Genomic DNA, 19,967 nt, shown 5'->3' with positions numbered 1-19,967 from the left:
CAACCCCCGCGCACCAGTGAAGCCGCGCACCACTGTATTGAGGACCGCCATGAACCCATCGCCAGACGCCCCCATCCCGCCCTCGGACGGAAAACAGGGACCGCTACTGCGCTGCGGGTACGGCACGGACCGGGGACTGCGCCGCGAGGCGAACGAGGACTCCTTCATTGCCGCTGACCCCGTCTTCGCCGTGGCGGATGGCATGGGCGGGCACGAGGCCGGCGAAGTTGCCAGCAGCATCTGCGTGCGCACCCTGGCCGAGCTGCCACAGTCCAAGACCGGCAGCCGGGATGCGACGGCGGACATCCTGCAGGAGTACCTGCTCATGGCCGATGCGGGCATTCGTCACGCCACCGGATCGCGTGCCGGAACCACCCTGTCCGGCGTCGTGGTGGTGGAACAACAGGACGTTCCGTACTGGCTTGTCCTCAACATCGGGGACTCCCGCACGTACCGGTACAGCCACGGCCAGCTCGCCCAGATCAGCGTGGACCATTCCGAAGTCCAGGAACTCCTCGACACCGGCCAGATCACCGAGGCCGAGGCCGCCGTGTACCCCCGCAGGCACGTGGTGACACGGGCGCTGGGAACCGGGGATGACTCCGAGGCCGACTTCTGGCTGGTTCCCCTTGAAGACGGCGACCGGATGCTGGTCTGCTCCGACGGCCTCAACGGCGAACTCAGCGATGAGAAGATCGCCGGCATCCTCGCGGCCGAGGCCGACCCCCAGGCGGCCGTGGACGAACTGATCCAGGCGGCCTTGCGAAGCGGCGGCCGGGACAACATCACGGCGATCGTGGTCGACGCACGGACTGCAAACGCGGACGAGCCAGCCTGACCTCGCGGTCGGCGTCAGACCGAATTCGGAAGCGGACCCCAGACCGGACCCTGGACCGGACAATGTCGGGGATCTAGGGCAGGATAGGTCTGTGAGCACAGGGAAGACCGCAGCAGAGACCGCAGCAGGGACTGAAGAAGCAGCCGAAGCAGCCCCCGGGCACGTCACGGACCCTCAAGGCCCCGCGGGGGAGCAGGTCCCGTCCGGGGACATCCGCGCGGAGTATGAAGACCTTGTGGAGCAGGTCCGCAAGCACCGCTTTGCGTACTACCAGCAGGACGCGCCGATCATCTCCGACGCCGAGTTCGACGAGCTCTACCGTCGGCTGGAAACGCTCGAAGCCATGCATCCGGAACTGGTGGCCAACGATTCGCCCACGCAGGAAGTCGGCGGCGAGGTGTCAGCGGCGTTTGCCGCCGTGCAGCATTTGCAGCGCATGTACAGCCTGGAGGATGTCTTCTCGCTCGAGGAGCTGGAGGCCTGGATGGTCAAGGCCGAGGCGGGCGTCGCCAAGCTCGGCAACGGCGGGAACCCGCCGTCGTGGCTCACCGAACTGAAGATCGACGGCCTGGCCGTCAACCTGCTCTACCGCGACGGCGCCCTGGTCCGGGCCGCAACCCGCGGGGACGGCACCACCGGCGAGGACATCACGCACAACGTCCTGACCATCAAGGAAATCCCGCAGCAGCTCAGCGGCACCGGCTTCCCGGCGGAGGTGGAAGTCCGCGGCGAAGTCTTCATCCCGTCGCAGGCCTTCGCGGAATTCAACGAAGCCCTGATCGAGGCCGGCAAGGCGCCGCTGGCCAACCCGCGCAACGCCGCCGCGGGTTCGCTGCGGCAGAAGGACCCCGCGGAAACCGCCAAGCGGCCGCTGCGGATGTACGTCCACGGCATCGGCGCCCGCGAGGGTCTCGACACCGCCAGCCAGTCCGAGACCTACCGCAAGCTGGCCGAGTGGGGACTGCCGACGAGCCCGTATTTCGAGGTCCTGGCCGGGCTGTCCGACGTCCTCGAATTCATCAAGCGCTACGGCGACAAGCGGCACAGCCTCACCCACGAGATCGACGGCATTGTGATCAAGGTGGACGACTTCGCCACCCAGCGGGCCCTGGGCTACACCACCCGGGTGCCGCGCTGGGCCGTGGCCTACAAGTACCCGCCCGAAGAGGTCCACACCAAGCTGCTCGACATCGCCGTCAACGTCGGCCGCACCGGCCGGGTCACCCCGTACGGCGTGATGGAACCGGTCAAGGTTGCCGGCTCCACCGTGGAAATGGCCACCCTGCACAACCAGGAAGTGGTCAAGGCCAAGGGCGTGAAGATCGGCGACATTGTGGTGCTGCGCAAGGCCGGAGACGTGATACCGGAAATTGTGGGCCCGGTGCTGGCGCTGCGGGACCAGCAGGACCCTCCCGTCCGCGACTTCATCATGCCCACCGAATGCCCCGCGTGCGGCACGCCGTTGGCCCCCGGGAAGGAAGGGGACGTGGACATCCGCTGCCCCAACTCCCGGTCCTGCCCGGCGCAGCTGCGCGAACGCGTCTTCCACCTTGCCGGCCGCGGCGCCTTCGACATCGAGGCCCTCGGTTGGGAAGCCGCCATCGCACTGACCCAGCCGGCCGAGCCCGCGGAGCCGCCGCTGACCACCGAGGCGACATTGTTCGACCTCACTCCGGAGCAGCTCGCGGACGTCCGTGTCCGCCGGGAGAAGCGCTCCAAGGGCGCCGGCACAGGGGAATTCGAGCTGGTGCCCTACTTCTTCACCAAGGCCACCACCAAGACCCCGTCCAAGCCCACGGCCACGACGGACAAGCTCTTCCGGGAGCTGGAAAAAGCGAAATCCCAGCCGCTGTGGCGGATCCTGGTGGCTTTGTCCATCCGGCACGTCGGGCCGCGGGCCTCGCGCGCCCTCGCCACCGCGTTCGGCAGCATGGACGCCATCCGGCAGGCCTCCGAGGAGGAGCTCGCCCACGTGGACGGCGTGGGCCCGGTCATCGCCCAGGCGCTGACTGAATGGTTCGCCGAGGACTGGCACCGCGACATCGTGGACCGCTGGGCGGACGCCGGCGTCCGGATGGCGGACGAACGCGACGAGTCGACGCCCAGGACGCTGGAGGGGCTGACCGTGGTGGTGACCGGGAGCCTCGAGGGCTTCAGCCGCGATGAGGCCAAGGAAGCCATCCTGATTCGCGGCGGCAAGGCGGCCGGATCGGTGTCGAAGAACACCAGTTACGTGGTGGCGGGCGAGAACGCCGGCACCAAACTGGACAAGGCCGAACAGCTCGGCGTCCCGGTCCTGGATGAGGACGGCTTCCGTGCCCTGCTGGCGAACGGGCCGGCCGGCGAATGAGTTCCCACTCCGCGGGTCCTCCCGCACCTGGCGTTCCGGGGCTGCTCGAACTGGCCAAATCGGCCGCCGCGGCGGGGGCCGCCGTCCTGGCCACCCGGAAGACTGCGGGCCTGGACGCCAGCAACAAGGGCGACTCAGGAGACTGGGTGACCGCCTTCGACCTCGCCGCCGAAGCCGCCGTCCGGGACGTCATCACCGCCGCCCGGCCGTGGGACATCATCACGGGGGAGGAGGGCGGCACCGTCCTGCCGGCGGAGCCCAGCGGCTACCGCTGGTCCATCGACCCGCTCGATGGCACCACCAATTTCATCCGCAACATCGTCTACTACGCCACCTCCGTGGCGGTGGCCGACGCCGACGGCGTCTGGCTGGCCGGCGTCGTCAGCGCACCGGCGCTGGGACGCACCTACTACGCGTCCCGCGGCGAGGGCGCCTGGCTCCAGGAACAGGGCCAGGTGACCGCCCTGTTCGGCCCGGTCCCCGGACGGACCGGCCAGATCCTGGCCACGGGCTTCAGCTACGATCCCGGCGTGCGGGCGGAACAGGCCGCAGGCCTCGGCAGCCTGATGGACGGCTTCGCCGACATGCGCCGGCTCGGGTCCGCGGCGCTGGACCTGTGCCTCGTGGCGGACGGCACGCACGACGCCTACGGTGAGCGCGGGCTCAACGAACACGACTTCGCCGCCGGAGCCCTGATCGCCGAGGAGGCAGGCTGCTGGGTGCGCCGGCCGCGGCTCACCAGCCCCCTGGCCGGCGGCCCCTCCGACGACGAACGCCTGGCCGCATGGACGTGCGCCGGTCCGCTGGAACTCTCCGGCAAATTCCCGCTCTAACGTCGTCCCGCCGGGCCGGCTCTACGCCTGTCAGATGCGCCTGAGTGATAGTTCAGTCACGGAAACGGCCTTTCCGGGCACGGCCCGGGCCGGGCGCCCGTACCATTGACAGGTGCCTTCGCAGATCCTCATTCGCCCCGCCGTTCCGGCCGACTTCGACGCCATAGCGCGCATCACCCGGGACGCCTACCTGGCGGCGGGCTACTTTGAGAGCGCCGACCACCCCTACATGCAGCAGATCCAGAACGTCGGGCAGCGCGCGGCGGCCGCGACGGTTTGGGTCGCCGAGCGTGAGGGCCGGATCCTCGGCTCCGTGACGCTGGCGGTCGCCGGCGAGCCCTACGCGGACATCGCCTTCAGCGACGAGCTCGAGTTCAGGATGCTCGTGGTGGACCCCTCCGTGCAGCGCAGCGGCGCCGGCAAGGCCATGGTCCAGGCCATCATGGAGCACGCCAGGGCCCTTCCCGGTATTCACGCCGTGGCCCTCACCACGGGCGAGAGCTGGGAAAGCGCCCACGGCCTTTACCTGAAGACCGGCTTCGTCCGGGCGCCGGAGCGCGACTGGCTCGTGCCGGGCACGGACATCAAACTGCTCGTTTACCGCCAGGAACTCTAGCCGGGGCGGTGGCCCCGCGCAGGTCCGCCGACACAAATCAACCCGGTTTGGCGGCCCGGCCGTCCTGCGCCCTACAGTTGTGCCGATCCCTGCGGCAACTGCGAAAGGCCCACCATGCGCAAGACCTTCGGTACCGGCTCCACCTGGGAACAGACCCTCGGCTATTCCCGGGCTGTCCAGGTGGACAACACCCTCTACATCTCCGCGACCGCCGCCAGCGGCGAGGACGGAATCGTGGGCGAAGACTTCTATACCCAGACCAGCTACATCCTGCAGAAGCTCGGCGCCGTGCTGGCCGAGGCCGGCTTCGGCTTCGAGGACGTGGTGCAGTCCAAGCTGTACCTGACGGACATCAGCCAGTGGGAAGAGGCCGGCCGGGCCCACGGCGAGGTCTTCGGCGACATCCGCCCCACGCTCTCCCTCGTTCACGTGCTGCCGTTCCTGGATCCCAAGATGCTCGTCGAGATCGAACTCGTCGCCCAAAAGAGCGCCGCCTAGGGCCAAAGCGACGCTTGCCCGGGGCGTTGCGGGGGCCGGGGGGACTCTGGCGGAACCGCCGGACTTGGAGTAAGAAGAGCGCATGACCAAGGCACCCGGGCAGGGGCCCGCCAGGATCCCCCTCATCGGCCAGTTCCGCTCCTATGACCGCTCGTGGCTGCGCGGCGATCTGATTGCCGGGGTCACCGTCGCGGCCCTGATCGTTCCGAAGAACCTCGGGTACGCAGGCATCGCCGGGATTCCGCTGCAGAACGGGCTGTATGCCGCGGCCGCCGGCGCCATCGTGTACGCGATCTTCGGCACGTGCCGGCAGATCTCGATGGGCCCGAGCTCGGGCCTGGCGGCGGTGGCCGCGAGTGCCGTGCTCGCGGCAGGCATCACCGGCGAACAGGATATCGCCTCGTTCGTTGCCGGAATCACCCTCGCCTCCGGGATTCTGTTCCTGATTCTTGCCGTCTTCAAGATGGGCTGGATCGCGCAGTTCCTCTCGAAGGCCGTGGTCACCGGCTTCCTTTTCGGCGCGGCGATCGACGTCGTGATCGGGGAGCTCCCCAAACTCACCGGGACCGAGGCCACCGGCTCCAACCCGCTCCAGGAGCTGTGGTCGTGGCTGGGCACCCTGGGCGAGGCGCAGCCGACCACCGTGGTGGTGGGGGTCATCGCGCTGGCTGTCGTCTTCGGGCTGAAAGCCATCGCTCCCCAAGTCCCCGGCGCCCTGGTCCTGGTGGTCGGCGGACTGGCGGCGGAGGCGCTCTTCGGTCTCGGGGCCAAAGGCGTGGCCCTGGTAGGCGACGTACCCAGCGGGCTGCCCTCGCTGCAGGTCCCGGACGGTCAGCTCATGTGGGACCACGTCGGCACCGTGGCGCTCGCGGCGGTGGCGCTGGTCCTGATCGGTTTCTCCCAGACCGCCGGGGATGCGAGGGCGTTCGCTGCCAAACACCGCTACCAGATCGACATCAACCAGGAATCCATTGCCCAGTCAATGGCCAACATCGCCTCGGGTCTCTTCAAGGGGATGCCCGTCTCGACAAGCCTGTCCGCGAGCTCGCTGAACGACCACTCGGGGGCGAAGACCGGACTGGCCTCCCTCACCTCCGGGATCACCGTCCTGCTCACGCTGCTCTTCCTGGCGCCGCTGTTCTCGATCCTGCCCAAGCCCGTGCTGGCGGCGCTGATCATCGAGGCCGTCGTCATGGGCATGATGAACGTGCCCGAGCTGCGGCGGCTGGCCCGCGTGCAGAAGTTCGACTTCTGGATTGCGGTCGCGGCGATCATCGGCACCCTCATCTTCGGCGTGCTGGCGGGCGTCGTCATTGGGATCGGGCTCTCGCTCATCTGGCTCGTCCGGGTGGCGACCCATCCGGAGATGCCCGACCTGGGCCGCGAGCCCGGGACCCAGGTCTTCCGCGACGCCGGTGAGCACCCCGGCGACGAGACCGTTCCCGGCATTGCCGTGATCCGGTTCGACGGCGGCCTGTTCTTCGCCACGGCCGATGCACTGGAGGACCGCCTGCGCGACGTCATCCAGTCGACGCCGGGGCTCACCGGGATCGTGCTCGACTGCGGCGGGATCAACTTCGTCGACTCGCAGGGGGCGGCAAAGGTGGCGGACATCGTCATCCTCGCCCGGGAGGCCGGGGTCAACCTGCGCCTGACCCGGCTGAAGCCCGCGGTCCGGGCGGTCCTGGAGCGCGACGGCGTGATCGAGCGCATCGGGGCGGACATGATCCACGGCAACATCCACAGGGCCGTGCAGGCGGAGCAGGCGGCGGCACAGAAGGAGCCCGACGGCGCCTAAGTTGGCTTCGCTGCTTGTGTCGCGGCGCCTAGTGGCCGGCCGGGGCGGGGATTCCGTAACGGTGCTCGGGCCGCCCGGTGGTGCCGTAGCGCAGCTGGATGTCGACGGCGCCGTCGTCCGCCAGCGCGGACAGATACCGCTGGGCGGTGGCCCGGGACACGCCGACCCGGGCGGCGACGTCGGCGGCCGAATACTGCTCGCCCGGCACCAGGGATTCCAGCACCGCGGCCTCGGTGGCGGAGCGGGGACGTGCCGAGGCGACGACGTCGCCCGGGATCAGGGCGCGCTTGGCGCGCTCCACCGTCTCCTGGCTGACGGAGCCCGGCTGGGCCAGGATCCGGCGGTAGCGTGCATAGGAGCGCAGCTGCTGCGAAAGGGATTCGGCTGTGAAGGGCTTGAGCAGGTAGCCCAGTGCCCCGCGGCGGAACGCGAGGCGCAGCGAGGCCGTGTCCGAGGCCGCGCTGAGGATCACGGTGTCGACGTCCAGCTGGTGCAGCAGGTCCAGGCCCGAAGCGTCCGGCAGGTAGACGTCCAGCAGCACCAGGTCCGGGCGGAGGCTGTGGATGGCCTGCAGCGCCTGGGACGCCGAGCCGGCCGGCGGCAGCGCCAGGAAGCCGGCCACCGAATCCACATAGGCGGCATGCAGCTTGGCGACGTGGAAATCATCGTCGACAATCAGCACCCTGAAATCCTCAGACATCGTTGTCCTCCCGGTTTGCTTCAGTGATTCCAGGTTCGGTATTTCCCGGCAGCGTTGGCCCCGGTTCGGTGGTTCCCGGCAGCGTGGCCACGAAAACGGCGCCCGGGCCGCCGGGGGAGCCGGCCTCGAGCACCCGCACGTCTCCGCCGCGGCGGCGCGCGAGCTGCCGGGACAGGGCCAGCCCCAGGCCCTGCCCTCCGCCAGGGCGCGCGGGCCGGACCGAGGTCGTGTAGCCCTCCGCGAAGACCCCCTCGGCCTCGGCGGCTGTCATTCCAACGCCCAGGCCGTCGCCGGAATCGGCCACCACAATGTGGAGTGTGCCGGCGCCTCCGTTGATGCCCGGTTCGTCCAGCACTTCGACTTCCACCCAGCGCTCGGCCGCGGAACCGGCGACGGCGGCTTTCACGGCGTTGTCGATCAGGTTCCCCAGGACTGTGGTGACGTCCTGGGGTTCGGTGACGCGGCCGCGGACCACAGATTCCGGGCCGAGGCGGAGGCTCACGCCGCGCTCGTCCGCCTCGACGCCCTTGGCGCCGAGGAAGGCCTGCAGGTAGGGGTCCTGGAGCAGCTCGGCCTGGTCCACCGGGAATGCCAGCGGCCCGGTGCCCGCCAGTTTGGCGAGATATTCCTGGGCCTGCTGGGGCTCCCCGATGCTCATGAACCCGGCGATCGTGTGCAGCTGGTTGGCAAACTCGTGGCGCTGCGCCCGCAAAGCCGCGGACATCGTGCCGACGGCGTCGAGCTGGCGGGTCAGCTGCTGCAGCTCGGTCCGGTCCCGCAGCATCACCACCCAGCCAAGGTCCTCGCGGCCGTGCAGAGCCTTGCGGGCGCTCACCACCAGCACCTGGCCGCCGGCCACGAGTTCCACCGCCTCGCCCTCGGCCGCATCGGCCCGGGTCAGGGCCTTGAGCTGCTCCGGGACCGGCGCGGCGGCCCAGGGCGTGCCCGCGAGGTCCGGGACACCGAGCAGCCGCTGGGCGGCGGCGTTGAAAACGCTGACCCTGCCGTCGGCCGAAACGCCGATCACGCCGTCGTCGACGCCCTGCAACACGGCCACCTGGTCGTGCACCAGGGTGCTGATCTCCTCGGGTTCCAGCCCGAGGGTCAGCCGCTGGAGCCGCCGCCGCAGCAGGAAGGAGGCGAGCACGCCGGCCAGCAGCGCGCCGGCGGCCGTGACGGCGATGGGGATGATGTCCCGGGCCAGGCTTTGGCTGATCGTCTCGGTGGAGTAGCCCACGCTCACCTCGCCCACCACCGCCGTCGAGTCCGGGGCATACACCGGGACCTTGGCGCCGGCGGACGGGCCCAGCGTGCCCGTGTTCCGCGTGGTGACCTCCCGGCCCGCGAGGGCGTCCGAGGGGTCGGTACTGACCTTTTCGCCCAGCCGCTCCGCGTCGGGGTGCGCCAGCCGGATGCCGGTCTCGTCCGTAATGACCACGAACAGGGCCCCGGTGCGGGTGCGGGCACCCTCCGCGGCAGCCATCAACGGACCGGCCAACAGCTCGGCGGCCGGGGGAGCGGCGGGAAGAGCGCTGATGGACTGGACCTCTGCCCGCACTGAGGGGTCCGAGGCCACCGTCCGGGCCAGGGTCAGCGCCTGGTTCTCCGCCTCGCGGCCCAGCCGGTCATAGCTCAGCCAGGCGTGGACGGCGCTGCTCAGCAGCACCACCAGCGCCACGACGCCGAGCTGCAGCAGCAGTGTCTGGGTCGAAAAGCGCAGGGCCGGCAGAGCTGTGCGGCGCTTCATCGGGCTCCTGCCTGGGGTTGGTACGGACGTGAGCAAAATGCGCAAAATGCATCCAATAAGCAGTATGCCAATCAATTGAGCCAAAGACCCAGTCGTGACGGGCGCCACTCTAACGTCTGTAGTGCGCATCACACCGGAGTGGTGTCATTCAACGAAGAAGGAGCCGGCCGTGCTGGTATTACTAGGATTCGCCATGATCGCGGTATTCATGGTGCTGATCATGACGAAGAAGTTGACGCCGGTGCTGGCGCTCATCATTGTTCCCACAGTCTTCGGGCTTTTCGCCGGCGCGGGCCTCGGGATCGGCCCGATGGTCATGGACTCCATGAAATCCATGACCTCCACCGCCGCGCTGCTGATGTTCGCGATCATCTACTTCGGGCTGATGATCGACGTCGGGCTCTTTGACCCCCTGGTCCGGTTCATCCTGCGAAAGCTCGGCAACGACCCCGCCAAGGTTGTCCTGGGCACGGCCATCCTCGCGGCAGCGGTCTCCCTCGACGGTGACGGCTCCACCACCTTCATCCTCACCACCGCGGCGATGCTGCCGGTCTACCTGCGGCTGAAGATGAGCCCCGTGGTCCTGACCTGCGTGGCCGGCCTGGCCAACGGCACCATGAACATCCTGCCCTGGGGCGGCCCCACCGCCCGCGCCGCCTCCGCGCTGAAGCTCGACGTCAATGATGTCTTCGTGCCCATGGTCCCGTCCCTCATCGCCGGGCTCATCGTCGTGCTGGTCTTCTCCTGGCTGCTCGGCCTGCAGGAACGCAACCGCCTCCGCGCCGTCGCCCCCGAGATCTGGGGCGTCCCGGATACAGCCGCAGCCTTCGACGGCGACGCAGACGGCGCAGCCGGCGGCAGCGCGGCCGGCGGTACCGGCATCCGCCGCGGCCGCAAGGACCCCGGAGCCTCGCCCGCCGGGCTCTCCCCGGAAGGATCGTCCGTTGCAGTGCTGGAGCGCACCGATTCCCTCGTTGACGACCGCGACTCCGCCATGGCCGACACCGCCCTGGACCCCAACCGCAAGACCCTCCGTCCCAAGCTGTTCTGGTTCAACCTCGGCCTCACGGTCGCGGTCATGGTGACGCTCGTCGCCAACGTCATTCCGCTCCCGTTCGTCTTCATGGTCGGCTCCGCCATCGCCCTGCTGGTCAACTTCCCCAAGGTCAAGGACCAGAGCGCCCAGCTGATCGCGCACGCTCCCTCGATCGTCGCCGTCGTCAGCATGGTCATGGCCGCCTCGGTCCTCACCGGCGTCCTCAACGGCACTGGCATGGTCAAGGCCATGTCGGAATGGCTGGTCCAGATCATCCCGTCCGACATGGGTCCGCTGATGGCCGTGATCACCGGCGTCCTGAGCATCCCGATGACGTTCTTCATGAGCAACGACGCCTTCTACTTCGGCGTCCTGCCGGTCCTGAGCGAAACGGCGGCCCACTACGGCGTCAGCGCCGCCGACATGGCCCGCGCTTCCATCACCGGCCAGCCCTTCCACCTCCAGAGCCCCCTGGTCCCGGCCATCCTGCTCCTGGTCTCCCTCGCCAAGGTGGACCTGGGCGACCACCACAAGAAGGTCCTGTGGCGCACGGCCGTGATCTCCCTGGTGATGCTCGGCGTCGGAGTGCTCACCGGAGCCATCGGCATCGGCTAACCACTCCCAACAACACCAACCAACGCGGGGTCACTTACGGCCCATTCGGGACCTCCGGATGGACCGTAAGTGACCCCGCGTTGTTTGTGGTCGTCGTTCCAGGCGGCGGACAGTAACCACCGTCCAACCCACGTAGACTGGGACGGAAAATTATCCATACCTTGCAGGGGAGATCCATGGCTGCGATCAACCGCGACGACGTCGCGCATCTCGCGCAACTCGCGCACATCGAGATGAGTGCTGAAGAGCTGGACAGGATGGCCGGCGAACTCGCCGTCATCGTGGATTCAGTGAAGTCCGTCAGTGAAGCCGCCGGTGATGACGTCCCGGCCACGTCCCACCCGATTCCGCTGACCAATGTGTTCCGCGAGGACGTCGTGGGCCACACGTTTACGGCCGAGCAATCCCTCTCGGGTGCCCCCGACGCGTACGAAGGCCGTTTCAAGGTCCCGGCAATCCTGGATGAGGACTAAGACCATGACTGAGAACAACGAACTGATCCGCCTCTCCGCCGCCGCGCTCGCCGAGAAGCTGGCCGCCCGCGAGATCACCGCCGTCGAGGTCACCCAGGCCTACCTGGACCGCATCGCCGCCGTCGACGGCAAGGTCCACGCCTTCCTCCACGTCAACACCGACGAGGCGCTCGCCGTCGCCGCCGAAGTGGATGCGATCCGCGCCGCCGGCGGTGCCGCCGCCGAAGAGCTCCACGTCCTCGCGGGCGTCCCGATCGCCGTCAAGGACCTCATCGTCACGATCGGCCAGCCCACCACGGCCGGCTCGAAGATCCTCGAAGGCTGGCACAGCCCCTACGACGCCACCGTCGTCGAGCGCCTGCGCGCCGCCAAGATGCCGATCCTGGGCAAGACGAACCTCGACGAATTCGCGATGGGCTCCTCCACCGAACACTCCGCCTACGGGCCCACGCACAACCCGTGGGACCTGGACCGCATCCCCGGCGGTTCCGGCGGCGGCTCCGCTGCCGCCGTCGCGGCCTTCGAAGCCCCGCTGGCACTCGGCACGGACACCGGCGGATCCATCCGCCAGCCCGGCGCCGTCACCGGCACGGTCGGCGTCAAGCCCACCTACGGCGGCGTTTCCCGCTACGGCGCCATCGCCATGGCCTCCTCGCTGGACCAGATCGGCCCGGTCTCGCGCACCGTTCTCGACTCGGCCCTGCTGCACCAGGTGATTGGCGGGCACGATCCGCGCGACTCCACCTCGCTGCCGGACCCGCTCGAGGACCTCGTGGCCGCGGCCAGGACCGGCAACGTCGAGGGCATGAAGATCGGCATCATCAAGGAACTCCACGGCGAGGGCTACCAGGCCGGCGTCGAGAACCGCTTCAACGAATCCCTCGAGCTGCTCAAGGGCGCGGGCGCCGAGATCGTCGAGGTCTCCTGCCCCAACTTCAAGTACGCCCTGGGCGCCTACTACCTGATCATGCCGTCGGAGGCCTCCTCCAACCTGGCCAAGTTCGACGGCGTCCGCTACGGCCTGCGGGTCCTGCCCGAACAGGGACCGCTGACCATCGAGCGGGTCATGGGCGCCACCCGCGCCGCCGGCTTCGGCGACGAGGTCAAGCGCCGGATCATCCTGGGCACCTACGCCCTGAGCGCCGGCTACTACGACGCCTACTACGGCTCGGCCCAGAAGGTGCGCACCCTGATCCAGCGCGACTTCGACGCCGCCTTCGAAAAGGCCGACGTGCTGATTTCCCCGACGGCGCCGACCACGGCGTTCAAGCTCGGCGAGAAGCTCAACGACCCGCTGGCGATGTACCTCAACGACGTCGCCACCATCCCGGCGAACATGGCAGGCGTCCCCGGCCTGTCCCTGCCCGGCGGCCTGGCCGACGAGGACGGACTGCCCGTGGGCATCCAGCTCCTGGCCCCGGCCCGCCAGGATGCCCGCCTGTACCGCGTCGGCGCGGTCCTGGAATCCCTGCTCGAGGCGCAGTGGGGCGGCCCGCTGCTGGATAGGGCCCCCTCGCTCACTGCTACTTCTGCGGCTGCCGCCGCCTCAAGCCACGGAGGCTCACACTAATGACTGACGCAACCCTCAGCTTCGAAGAGGCGATGGACAAGTACGATCCCGTCCTGGGGTTCGAGGTCCACGTGGAGCTCAACACCAAGACCAAGATGTTCTCCTCCGCGCCGAACGTCTTCGGCGATGAGCCGAACACCAACGTCAACGAGGTGGATCTCGGCATGCCCGGCGTGCTGCCGGTGGTGAACAAGACCGCGATCGAGTCCTCGATCAAGATCGGCCTGGCGCTGAACTGCAAGATCGCCGAGAAGTGCCGCTTCGCCCGGAAGAACTACTTCTACCCGGACACCCCGAAGAACTTCCAGACCTCCCAGTACGACGAGCCCATCGCGTACGACGGCTACCTGGACGTCGAGCTCTCCGACGGCACCGTGTTCCGGGTCGAGATTGAACGCGCGCACATGGAGGAGGACGCCGGCAAGCTGACCCACATGGGCGGCGCCACCGGCCGCATCCAGGGCGCGGACTACTCCCTGGTGGACTACAACCGTTCCGGCGTGCCGCTGGTCGAGATCGTCACCAAGCCGATCGAGGGCGCCGGCAGCCGCGCCCCCGAACTCGCCAAGGCCTACGTGGCCGCCGTCCGCGAGATCGTCAAGAACCTCGGGGTTTCGGACGCGAAGATGGAGCGCGGCAACGTCCGCTGCGACGCCAACGTCTCGCTGCGCCCGCACGGCCGCGAACGTTTCGGCATCCGCTCGGAGACCAAGAACGTCAACTCGCTGCGCGCCGTCGAACACGCGGTCCGCTACGAGATCCAGCGGCACGCCGCCGTGCTGGACTCCGGCGAGCCGGTCATCCAGGAAACCCGCCACTGGCACGAGGACACGCGGACCACGACGTCGGGCCGGGCCAAGTCCGACGCCGACGACTACCGCTACTTCCCGGAACCTGACCTGGTCCCGATCACCGCGTCCCGCGAATGGGTCGAGGAGCTCCGGGCCACCCTGCCCGAGCCGCCGGCCGCGCGCCGCAAGCGGCTGCAGGCCGACTGGGGCTACTCGGACCTGGAGTTCCGCGACGTCGTCAACGCCGGCGTCATGGACGAGATCGAGGAAACCATCGCAGCCGGCGCCACCGCCACCGTGGCCCGCAAATGGTGGATGGGCGAGATCGTCGGCCGCGCCAAGAACGCCGACGTCGATCCCGGCCAGCTGGGCGTCAACCCGGCCACCATCGTGGAACTGAACAAGATGGTTGAGGACGGCAAGATCAACAACAAGATGGCCTCCGAGGTCCTGGACGGCGTGCTCGCCGGCGAAGGCACCCCGGCGGAAATCGTCGAGAAACGCGGCCTCGCCGTGGTCTCCGACGACGGCCCGCTTCTCGAAGCGATCGACGCGGCCCTCGCCGCGCAGCCCGGCGTCGCGGACAAGATCCGCGGCGGCAAGATCCAGGCGATCGGCGCGATCGTCGGCGGGGTCATGAAGGCCACCCGCGGGCAGGCCGACGCCGGCCGCGTGCGCGAGCTGATCCTCCAGCGCCTCGGCGTCGAGGGCTAGCCCCTAGCCACCCACTAGATCGGTCATGATGGTCTGCAGTGCTTCGCAGACCATCATGACCGATGTGCGTTTAAGGTTCTCCGGCCGGGCCAGGACGTCGATCCGGCGCCGGGTGCTGATGCCCTCCAGCGGCCGCAGCACAATGTCCGGGTTCAGCACAGGCCGCGCGGTGTGCCGCGGCAGCAGGCCGATCACGCCGCCGGCCGCCACGAGCGCCGCCACGGTCGAGTAGTCGTTGATACGGTGCACGATGTTCAGCTCACGGCTGGAGACCGCCGCGACGGTGGAAAGCACGTCGGCGGGGGAGTAGCCGCCGCGGCTCGTCACCCACGGTTCGCCCACGACGTCGTCCGCCGTCACCGCGCGCTGGCCGGCCAGCCGGTGCCCGGCCGGCAGCGCCACGTCCAGCGGCTCATGCGCGAGCGGGATCACCGCGACGCGTTCCTCGGGCCAGCGCGGGCTGTGGTCCATCCGGTGCGCCAGGACCAGGTCGTAGCGCGCCGTCAGGGCCGGGAAATCCTGTTGCGCGACGTCCTCGTCGGAGAGCAGGATCCGCGGCTGGCCCGGGCCGTCCAGCAGCCGGGCCAGCGGCGCGAACAATGCCTGCCCGGCGCTGTGGAAACCGCTGAGCGTCACCGGCGCCACCGGTGAGCCGTGGTAGGCGCCGATCGCCATCTTCGCATCCGCCATCGCGCTGACCACCGCGGCCCCGGCGTCCGCCAGCACCTGCCCGGCCTCCGTGAGCACCAGGTTCCGGCCCTCCTTGCGGGTCAGCGGCACCTCCACGGTCTTCTGCAGCGCGGCCAGTTGCTGGGACACGGCCGACGGCGTCACCAGGAGGGTTTCGGCGACGGCCTTGACGCTGCCCAGTGCTCCGAGTTCGCGCAACATCTCCAGCTGGTGGATTTCCATGCCAGCCATTCTATGCAACAGCAATTGCTAATTCGTCGATTGAGAAGAATTCGGTTGTGCTAATGCTTTCTGGTGGGTCTAATGGGGTGAGTTGACCCACACGCCGGCCCCGCATGCGGAACAGAACTCGCGGAACAGAACGCGCGGAGCAGGACCCCAAAAGCACAGTTAGGAAGGCCCATGAAGGCTCTCTACAAAGCCGGCGCCCACGCAGGATTCGAGCTCGTCGACCGTCCCGAGCCGGAGACCGGCCCCGGGGACGTCAAGATCCGCGTCATGACCACCGGCATCTGCGGCACGGACCTGCACATCCAGGCCTGGGACGCCTGGGCGCAGGGCATCATCAACGCCCCCCTGATCGCCGGCCACGAGTTCTACGGCGAGGTCGTGGAGACCGGCGAGGACGTCCTGGACGTCAAGGTGGGGGACCGGGTCTCCGGCGAAGGCCACATCGTCTGCGGAATCTGCCGCAACTGCCGCGCCGGCCGCCGGCAGATGTGCATCAACACCGTCAGCGTCGGCGTCCAGCGCGACGGCGCCTTCGCCGAGTACGTGGTGATCCCCGAGACCAACGTCTGGGTCCACCAGGACCCCTCGGTCACCCCGGAACTCGGCGCCATCTTCGACCCCTTCGGCAACGCCGTCCACACCGCTCTGAGCTTCCCGCTGGTCGGCGAGGACGTGCTGATCACCGGCGCCGGACCCATCGGCCTGATGGCGATCGCCGTCGCCCGGCACGCGGGCGCCCGCAAGATCGCGATCACCGACGTCTCCGCGCCCCGGCTGGAACTGGCCCGCAGGCTCGGCGTCGACCTCGCGATCGATGTCTCGAAAATGCGGGTCAAGGACGCCCAGCGCGAACTCGGCATGCGCGAAGGCTTCGACATCGGCATGGAAATGTCGGGACACCCCACCGCGCTGCCTGAGATGATCGACAACATGAACCACGGCGGCCGGATCGCGATGCTGGGACTGCCCAGCCAGTCCATCGACATCAACTGGGGCAAGGTGGTCACGCACATGCTGACCATGAAGGGCATCTACGGCCGCGAAATGTTCGAGACCTGGTACGCGATGAGCGCCATGCTCTCCTCCAACCCTGCCCTGCACGCAAACATCTCGGCCGTGGTCACGGACACGCTGCCGGCCACCGACTGGGAAAAGGGTTTCGAGGTGGCCCGCGCCGGCGTCGGCGGCAAGGTGGTCCTCGACTGGACCGTTTTCTAGGCCCCTTTCCTGACCGCACGCTTCCGGGCCCCTGCCCGACACAGCATTCCACGCACAGCATTCCGCCCCCGCATCCAACCAGCCGAGGAGCCAACCCATGTATTCAGCCATCAAGGACCAGCTGCAGCACGAACTCGATGAGATCCGCAGCGCCGGTCTGTTCAAGACCGAGCGGCACATCGACTCGCCGCAGGCCAACCGCATCAAGGCCGGGCAGATCGGCGAGTCCGGCGCCGACGTGCTGAACTTCTGCGCCAACAACTACCTGGGCCTCGCCGACCACCCGGACATCATCGCCGCGGCGAAGACGGCCATGGACGAGCGCGGCTTCGGCATGGCCAGCGTGCGCTTCATCTGCGGCACCCAGGACCTGCACCTGGCACTGGAAAAGCGTGTCTCGGCGTTCCTCGGCACCGAGGACACCATCCTGTTCTCCAGCTGCTTCGACGCCAACGGCGGCGTGTTCGAGTCCCTCTTCGGCCCGGAAGACGCCGTCATCTCGGACGCCCTGAACCACGCGTCCATCATTGACGGCATCCGGCTCTGCAAGGCCCAGCGCTTCCGCTACGCCAACCAGGACATGGCGGACCTCGAATCGAAGCTGATCGAGGCCACCACGCAGGAGAACCCGGCCCGCCGCAAGATCATCGTCACGGACGGCGTCTTCTCGATGGACGGCTTCCTGGCCCCGCTCGAAGCGATCTGCGACCTCGCCGACAAGTACGACGCCCTGGTCATGGTGGACGATTCACACGCGGTGGGCTTCATGGGAGCCACCGGTGCCGGCACGCCGGAACACGCCGGCGTCTCGGACCGCGTGGACATCTACACCGGCACGTTCGGCAAGGCCCTCGGCGGCGCCTCCGGCGGCTATGTCTCGGGCCGCGGTGAGGTGGTGGCGATGCTCCGCCAGAAGGCCCGCCCCTACCTGTTCTCCAACTCGCTGGCCCCGGCGATCGTCGCGGCCACGCTCAAGGCCCTGGACCTCGTGGAAAACTCCGGCGAACTGCGCGGCAAGCTCTTCGCCAACGCGGAGCTCTTCCGGAACCGCATGAGCGAGGAAGGCTTCGACCTGCTCCCCGGCGAGCACGCCATTGTCCCGGTTATGTTCGGCGACGCCGTCATGGCCGCCAAGGTGGCCGATGCCATGCTCCACAACGGCGTCTTCGTCACGGCGTTCAGCTACCCGGTGGTGCCCAAGGGCGCCGCCCGGATCCGCGTCCAGCTTTCGGCCGCACACAGCGCCGACGACGTCGAGGCCTGCGTCCAGGCGTTCGTGCGCAGCCGCGCGGCGGTGGCAGCAGCCTAGTCCGCCTGATCGCCGGGCCGGACCCCCCGCTTTCAGCACGGGGTCCGGCCCCACCCTGCCCGGCCTTGCTCGTTCATCCCGGCTTCCTCCTCTGGCTTGTCCGCGGGACATGCCCAGCCCCGGCAGCGAGGACTGGACATAATGCCACTCTGTCCAACGGCCACGACCAACGARGGGCATGTCCCGKGCCGGTACGCCGCAACGGGGGACATGTCCAGGCGCGCGGACCAGGGAAGTGCCTGTCCCGGGCCTGCACGCGGCAACGGGGGACATGTCCAGCTCCGGCAGCGAGGACTGGACATAATGCCACTCTGTCCAACGGCCACGACCAACGAAGGGCATGTCCCGTGCCGGTACGCCGCAACGGGGGACATGTCCAGCTCCGGCAGCGAGGACTGGACATAATGCCACTCTGTCCAACGGCCATGACCACGAGGGGCATGTCCCGCGCCTGCACGCCGCAACGGGGGACATGTCCAGTCGTGCGGACCATGGAAGGGCATGTCCCGGGCCGGCGTGCACAATTTATCCAAACAGCCGGGGTTCCAAGAAGGTTGCCGCCAAACTCGGAATCGTGGAGACGGCATGTGCCGAGAACGCCGTGAGCCACTGGATTTCAACGCCCTGGGACCCAACAACGGCGCAGGTGATGACTGTGGGACCCGATTGACGTTGCTCGCTCGGGCGCAGGTTGCGGCAAACGCCGGATACCGGGACGTGATCACCTGACCCGACGATCTGCAAGGATGGGATCATGTCAGCTCATTACGATGTCGTAATTGTCGGCGGCGGGATCGCCGGCCTGTCCCTTGCTTCCGCCTTGGCCGGGCACTGCAGCGTGGCCCTGATCGAAGCCGAGCAGACCCTGGCGTACCACACCTCGGCCCGCTCAGCCCGGCAACTGATTCCCAGCTACGGACCGCCTGTGGTCCAGGAGCTCACCGTCCGGACGCTCGACCTCATCGCGGCCCAGGACGCCGAACGTCCGGAACCGGTGCTCACCCCGCGCAGCTTCATGCTGATCGGGGACGACGCCACCGTCCGGGCGGAGGCAAGCGGACACATGCAGCGGATCACCCACGCCGAGGCACTGGATCTGTGCCCGGCCCTGGTCCCGGATTCGTTCAGCGCCGCCGGGCTGGACACCGGGTCCTTCGCCTGCAACGCCCCCGTGCTGCTCGAGGACCACCGGCGGCTCGCCGTGGCCGGCGGCGTGGACATCATTACCGGCGCCAGGGTCCATTCCGCCCAGCGGCTGGGCACCGGCTGGGAACTGGGCGCCGGGCAGGAAGGCTTCCAGTCCGCCGTCGTGGTCAATGCCGCCGGTGCCTGGGCCGACGAGCTCGCCGTCCTCAATGGCGTCGAGAAGCTGGGCCTGCAGCCGTACCGGCGCACCGCGGCGATCGTCGACGTCGAGAATCCCCTCCCGGAAGCCAGCCCGATGGTGGCGGCGGCCGATGACAGCTTCTACTTCCGGCCGGACAACGGCCAGGTCCTGATCTCGCCCGCCGAACACGTGCCGAGCGGACCCGAGGACGCCCGGCCCTATCCCGGCGACATCGAACGGGTCATCGCCCGGCTCAACGAGGTCACGACGCTCGGGATCCGGAACGTCCGCACGGCCTGGACGGGGCTGCGGACGGAGGCGGCCGACGGCGTCCCGGTGGTGGGGTTCGACGCCGAGGCCACCGGATTCTTCTGGCTCGCCGGCCAGGGCGGGTACGGATTCCAGACCTCATCCGGCGTCGCGGAACTGGCCGCCGGGCTGATCCTCGCCGGCCAGGGCACCGCCCCGGCCCTGGCCCCGGCCCTGACCCCGGCTGTGCCCCCGGCCCTGGCCCCGGCTGTGCCCCTGGCTGTGCCCCCGTCCACCGAGGCCAGTCCGGCATCCCGGACAGCGGAGGCGCTGGCCGCGACCCGCTGGTCCATCCGGCGCTGAA

At 68.8% G+C, this 19,967-nt stretch carries 16 protein-coding genes; 13 read left to right on the top strand and 3 right to left on the bottom strand.

From position 1 onward, the window contains the following. The first annotated feature begins 49 nt into the window (after positions 1–49). From AC1DGD_RS08450 to AC1DGD_RS08425, 6 genes are all read left to right on the top strand, one after another. A complete protein-coding gene (locus AC1DGD_RS08450; protein ID WP_476856502.1) occupies positions 50–838 on the top strand; it encodes a PP2C family protein-serine/threonine phosphatase in 789 nt (262 codons plus the stop codon). A 91-nt stretch (positions 839–929) separates the two neighbouring features. Next, positions 930–3,188 carry an NAD-dependent DNA ligase LigA gene (gene ligA, locus AC1DGD_RS08445; RefSeq protein ID WP_476856501.1) on the top strand — a complete coding sequence of 753 codons (2,259 nt, stop codon included), beginning with the start codon at positions 930–932 and terminating at the stop codon, positions 3,186–3,188. Continuing rightward, positions 3,185–4,021, top strand: a complete 837-nt coding sequence (locus AC1DGD_RS08440; RefSeq protein WP_476856500.1) for an inositol monophosphatase family protein — start codon at positions 3,185–3,187, stop codon at positions 4,019–4,021. The genes ligA and AC1DGD_RS08440 overlap by 4 nt, the downstream gene beginning before the upstream one ends. Positions 4,022–4,133: 112 nt before the next feature. Next, the gene (locus AC1DGD_RS08435; protein WP_223914089.1) at positions 4,134–4,637 is read left to right on the top strand and encodes a GNAT family N-acetyltransferase; all 504 of its coding nucleotides are present in this window, start codon (positions 4,134–4,136) and stop codon (positions 4,635–4,637) included. Positions 4,638–4,751: 114 nt separating this feature from the next. Further along, positions 4,752–5,135 (top strand): RidA family protein, encoded by a 384-nt coding sequence (locus AC1DGD_RS08430; protein ID WP_476856499.1) that lies wholly within the window; start codon positions 4,752–4,754, stop codon positions 5,133–5,135. 82 nt (positions 5,136–5,217) lie between these two features. After that, a complete protein-coding gene (locus tag AC1DGD_RS08425; protein ID WP_476856498.1) occupies positions 5,218–6,933 on the top strand; it encodes a SulP family inorganic anion transporter in 1,716 nt (571 codons plus the stop codon). Between the two features lie 28 nt (positions 6,934–6,961). Here AC1DGD_RS08425 and AC1DGD_RS08420 read toward each other — a convergent pair whose 3' ends face one another. Further along, positions 6,962–7,633: a response regulator gene (locus AC1DGD_RS08420; RefSeq protein WP_223914086.1), complete on the bottom strand. Its 672-nt coding sequence runs from the start codon at positions 7,631–7,633 to the stop codon at positions 6,962–6,964. Next, complete coding sequence (locus AC1DGD_RS08415; RefSeq protein WP_476856497.1) at positions 7,626–9,380, bottom strand: sensor histidine kinase; 1,755 nt, start codon at positions 9,378–9,380, stop codon at positions 7,626–7,628. The genes AC1DGD_RS08420 and AC1DGD_RS08415 overlap by 8 nt, the downstream gene beginning before the upstream one ends. A 169-nt stretch (positions 9,381–9,549) precedes the next feature. Between AC1DGD_RS08415 and AC1DGD_RS08410 the strand changes: the two genes are divergently transcribed. The 4 genes from AC1DGD_RS08410 to gatB all read left to right on the top strand — a co-directional run bounded on the left by AC1DGD_RS08410 (position 9,550) and on the right by gatB (position 14,579). Beyond that, entirely contained in the window at positions 9,550–11,031 is a 1,482-nt protein-coding gene (locus AC1DGD_RS08410; protein WP_476856496.1) for a CitMHS family transporter, read from the top strand. Positions 11,032–11,207: 176 nt separating this feature from the next. Further along, on the top strand, positions 11,208–11,504 hold the full coding sequence (gatC, locus tag AC1DGD_RS08405) for an Asp-tRNA(Asn)/Glu-tRNA(Gln) amidotransferase subunit GatC (protein WP_026537696.1): 297 nt from the start codon (positions 11,208–11,210) through the stop codon (positions 11,502–11,504). A gap of 4 nt (positions 11,505–11,508) precedes the next feature. Then, a complete protein-coding gene (gene gatA / locus AC1DGD_RS08400; protein ID WP_476856495.1) occupies positions 11,509–13,074 on the top strand; it encodes an Asp-tRNA(Asn)/Glu-tRNA(Gln) amidotransferase subunit GatA in 1,566 nt (521 codons plus the stop codon). After that, positions 13,074–14,579, top strand: a complete 1,506-nt coding sequence (gene gatB / locus AC1DGD_RS08395) for an Asp-tRNA(Asn)/Glu-tRNA(Gln) amidotransferase subunit GatB (protein ID WP_476856494.1) — start codon at positions 13,074–13,076, stop codon at positions 14,577–14,579. The genes gatA and gatB overlap by 1 nt, the downstream gene beginning before the upstream one ends. Positions 14,580–14,582: 3 nt before the next feature. Here the strand turns inward: gatB and AC1DGD_RS08390 are convergent, their stop codons facing one another. Further along, positions 14,583–15,491, bottom strand: coding sequence for a LysR family transcriptional regulator (locus AC1DGD_RS08390; protein ID WP_476856493.1), 909 nt, complete (start codon positions 15,489–15,491; stop codon positions 14,583–14,585). Between the two features lie 180 nt (positions 15,492–15,671). Between AC1DGD_RS08390 and tdh the strand changes: the two genes are divergently transcribed. From tdh to AC1DGD_RS08375, 3 genes are all read left to right on the top strand, one after another. Next, positions 15,672–16,718, top strand: coding sequence for an L-threonine 3-dehydrogenase (gene tdh / locus AC1DGD_RS08385; protein WP_223914081.1), 1,047 nt, complete (start codon positions 15,672–15,674; stop codon positions 16,716–16,718). A 97-nt stretch (positions 16,719–16,815) separates the two neighbouring features. Next, entirely contained in the window at positions 16,816–18,027 is a 1,212-nt protein-coding gene (locus AC1DGD_RS08380) for a glycine C-acetyltransferase (protein WP_243179652.1), read from the top strand. Between the two features lie 754 nt (positions 18,028–18,781). Beyond that, on the top strand, positions 18,782–19,966 hold the full coding sequence (locus tag AC1DGD_RS08375) for an NAD(P)/FAD-dependent oxidoreductase (protein ID WP_476856492.1): 1,185 nt from the start codon (positions 18,782–18,784) through the stop codon (positions 19,964–19,966). The last annotated feature ends 1 nt before the right edge of the window (position 19,967 follow it).

It is taken from the genome of Arthrobacter sp. 05T45 (assembly GCF_056395875.1).
The sequence above is the reverse complement of the archived record's forward strand: the minus strand, read 5'-3'. Positions and strand labels throughout refer to the sequence as shown.

Excerpts from the sequence above, each read along its gene's own strand:
- AC1DGD_RS08440 (WP_476856500.1), top strand. The coding sequence starts at position 3,185 with ATGAGTTCCCACTCCGCGGGTCCTCCCGCACCTGGCGTTCCGGGGCTG.
- AC1DGD_RS08380 (WP_243179652.1), top strand. The coding sequence starts at position 16,816 with ATGTATTCAGCCATCAAGGACCAGCTGCAGCACGAACTCGATGAGATC.
- gatC (WP_026537696.1), top strand. The coding sequence starts at position 11,208 with ATGGCTGCGATCAACCGCGACGACGTCGCGCATCTCGCGCAACTCGCG.
- gatB (WP_476856494.1), top strand. The coding sequence starts at position 13,074 with ATGACTGACGCAACCCTCAGCTTCGAAGAGGCGATGGACAAGTACGAT.
- gatA (WP_476856495.1), top strand. The coding sequence starts at position 11,509 with ATGACTGAGAACAACGAACTGATCCGCCTCTCCGCCGCCGCGCTCGCC.
- AC1DGD_RS08375 (WP_476856492.1), top strand. The coding sequence starts at position 18,782 with ATGTCAGCTCATTACGATGTCGTAATTGTCGGCGGCGGGATCGCCGGC.
- AC1DGD_RS08390 (WP_476856493.1), bottom strand. The coding sequence starts at position 15,491 with ATGGAAATCCACCAGCTGGAGATGTTGCGCGAACTCGGAGCACTGGGC.
- AC1DGD_RS08415 (WP_476856497.1), bottom strand. The coding sequence starts at position 9,380 with ATGAAGCGCCGCACAGCTCTGCCGGCCCTGCGCTTTTCGACCCAGACA.
- tdh (WP_223914081.1), top strand. The coding sequence starts at position 15,672 with ATGAAGGCTCTCTACAAAGCCGGCGCCCACGCAGGATTCGAGCTCGTC.
- AC1DGD_RS08420 (WP_223914086.1), bottom strand. The coding sequence starts at position 7,633 with ATGTCTGAGGATTTCAGGGTGCTGATTGTCGACGATGATTTCCACGTC.
- AC1DGD_RS08450 (WP_476856502.1), top strand. The coding sequence starts at position 50 with ATGAACCCATCGCCAGACGCCCCCATCCCGCCCTCGGACGGAAAACAG.
- AC1DGD_RS08430 (WP_476856499.1), top strand. The coding sequence starts at position 4,752 with ATGCGCAAGACCTTCGGTACCGGCTCCACCTGGGAACAGACCCTCGGC.
- AC1DGD_RS08425 (WP_476856498.1), top strand. The coding sequence starts at position 5,218 with ATGACCAAGGCACCCGGGCAGGGGCCCGCCAGGATCCCCCTCATCGGC.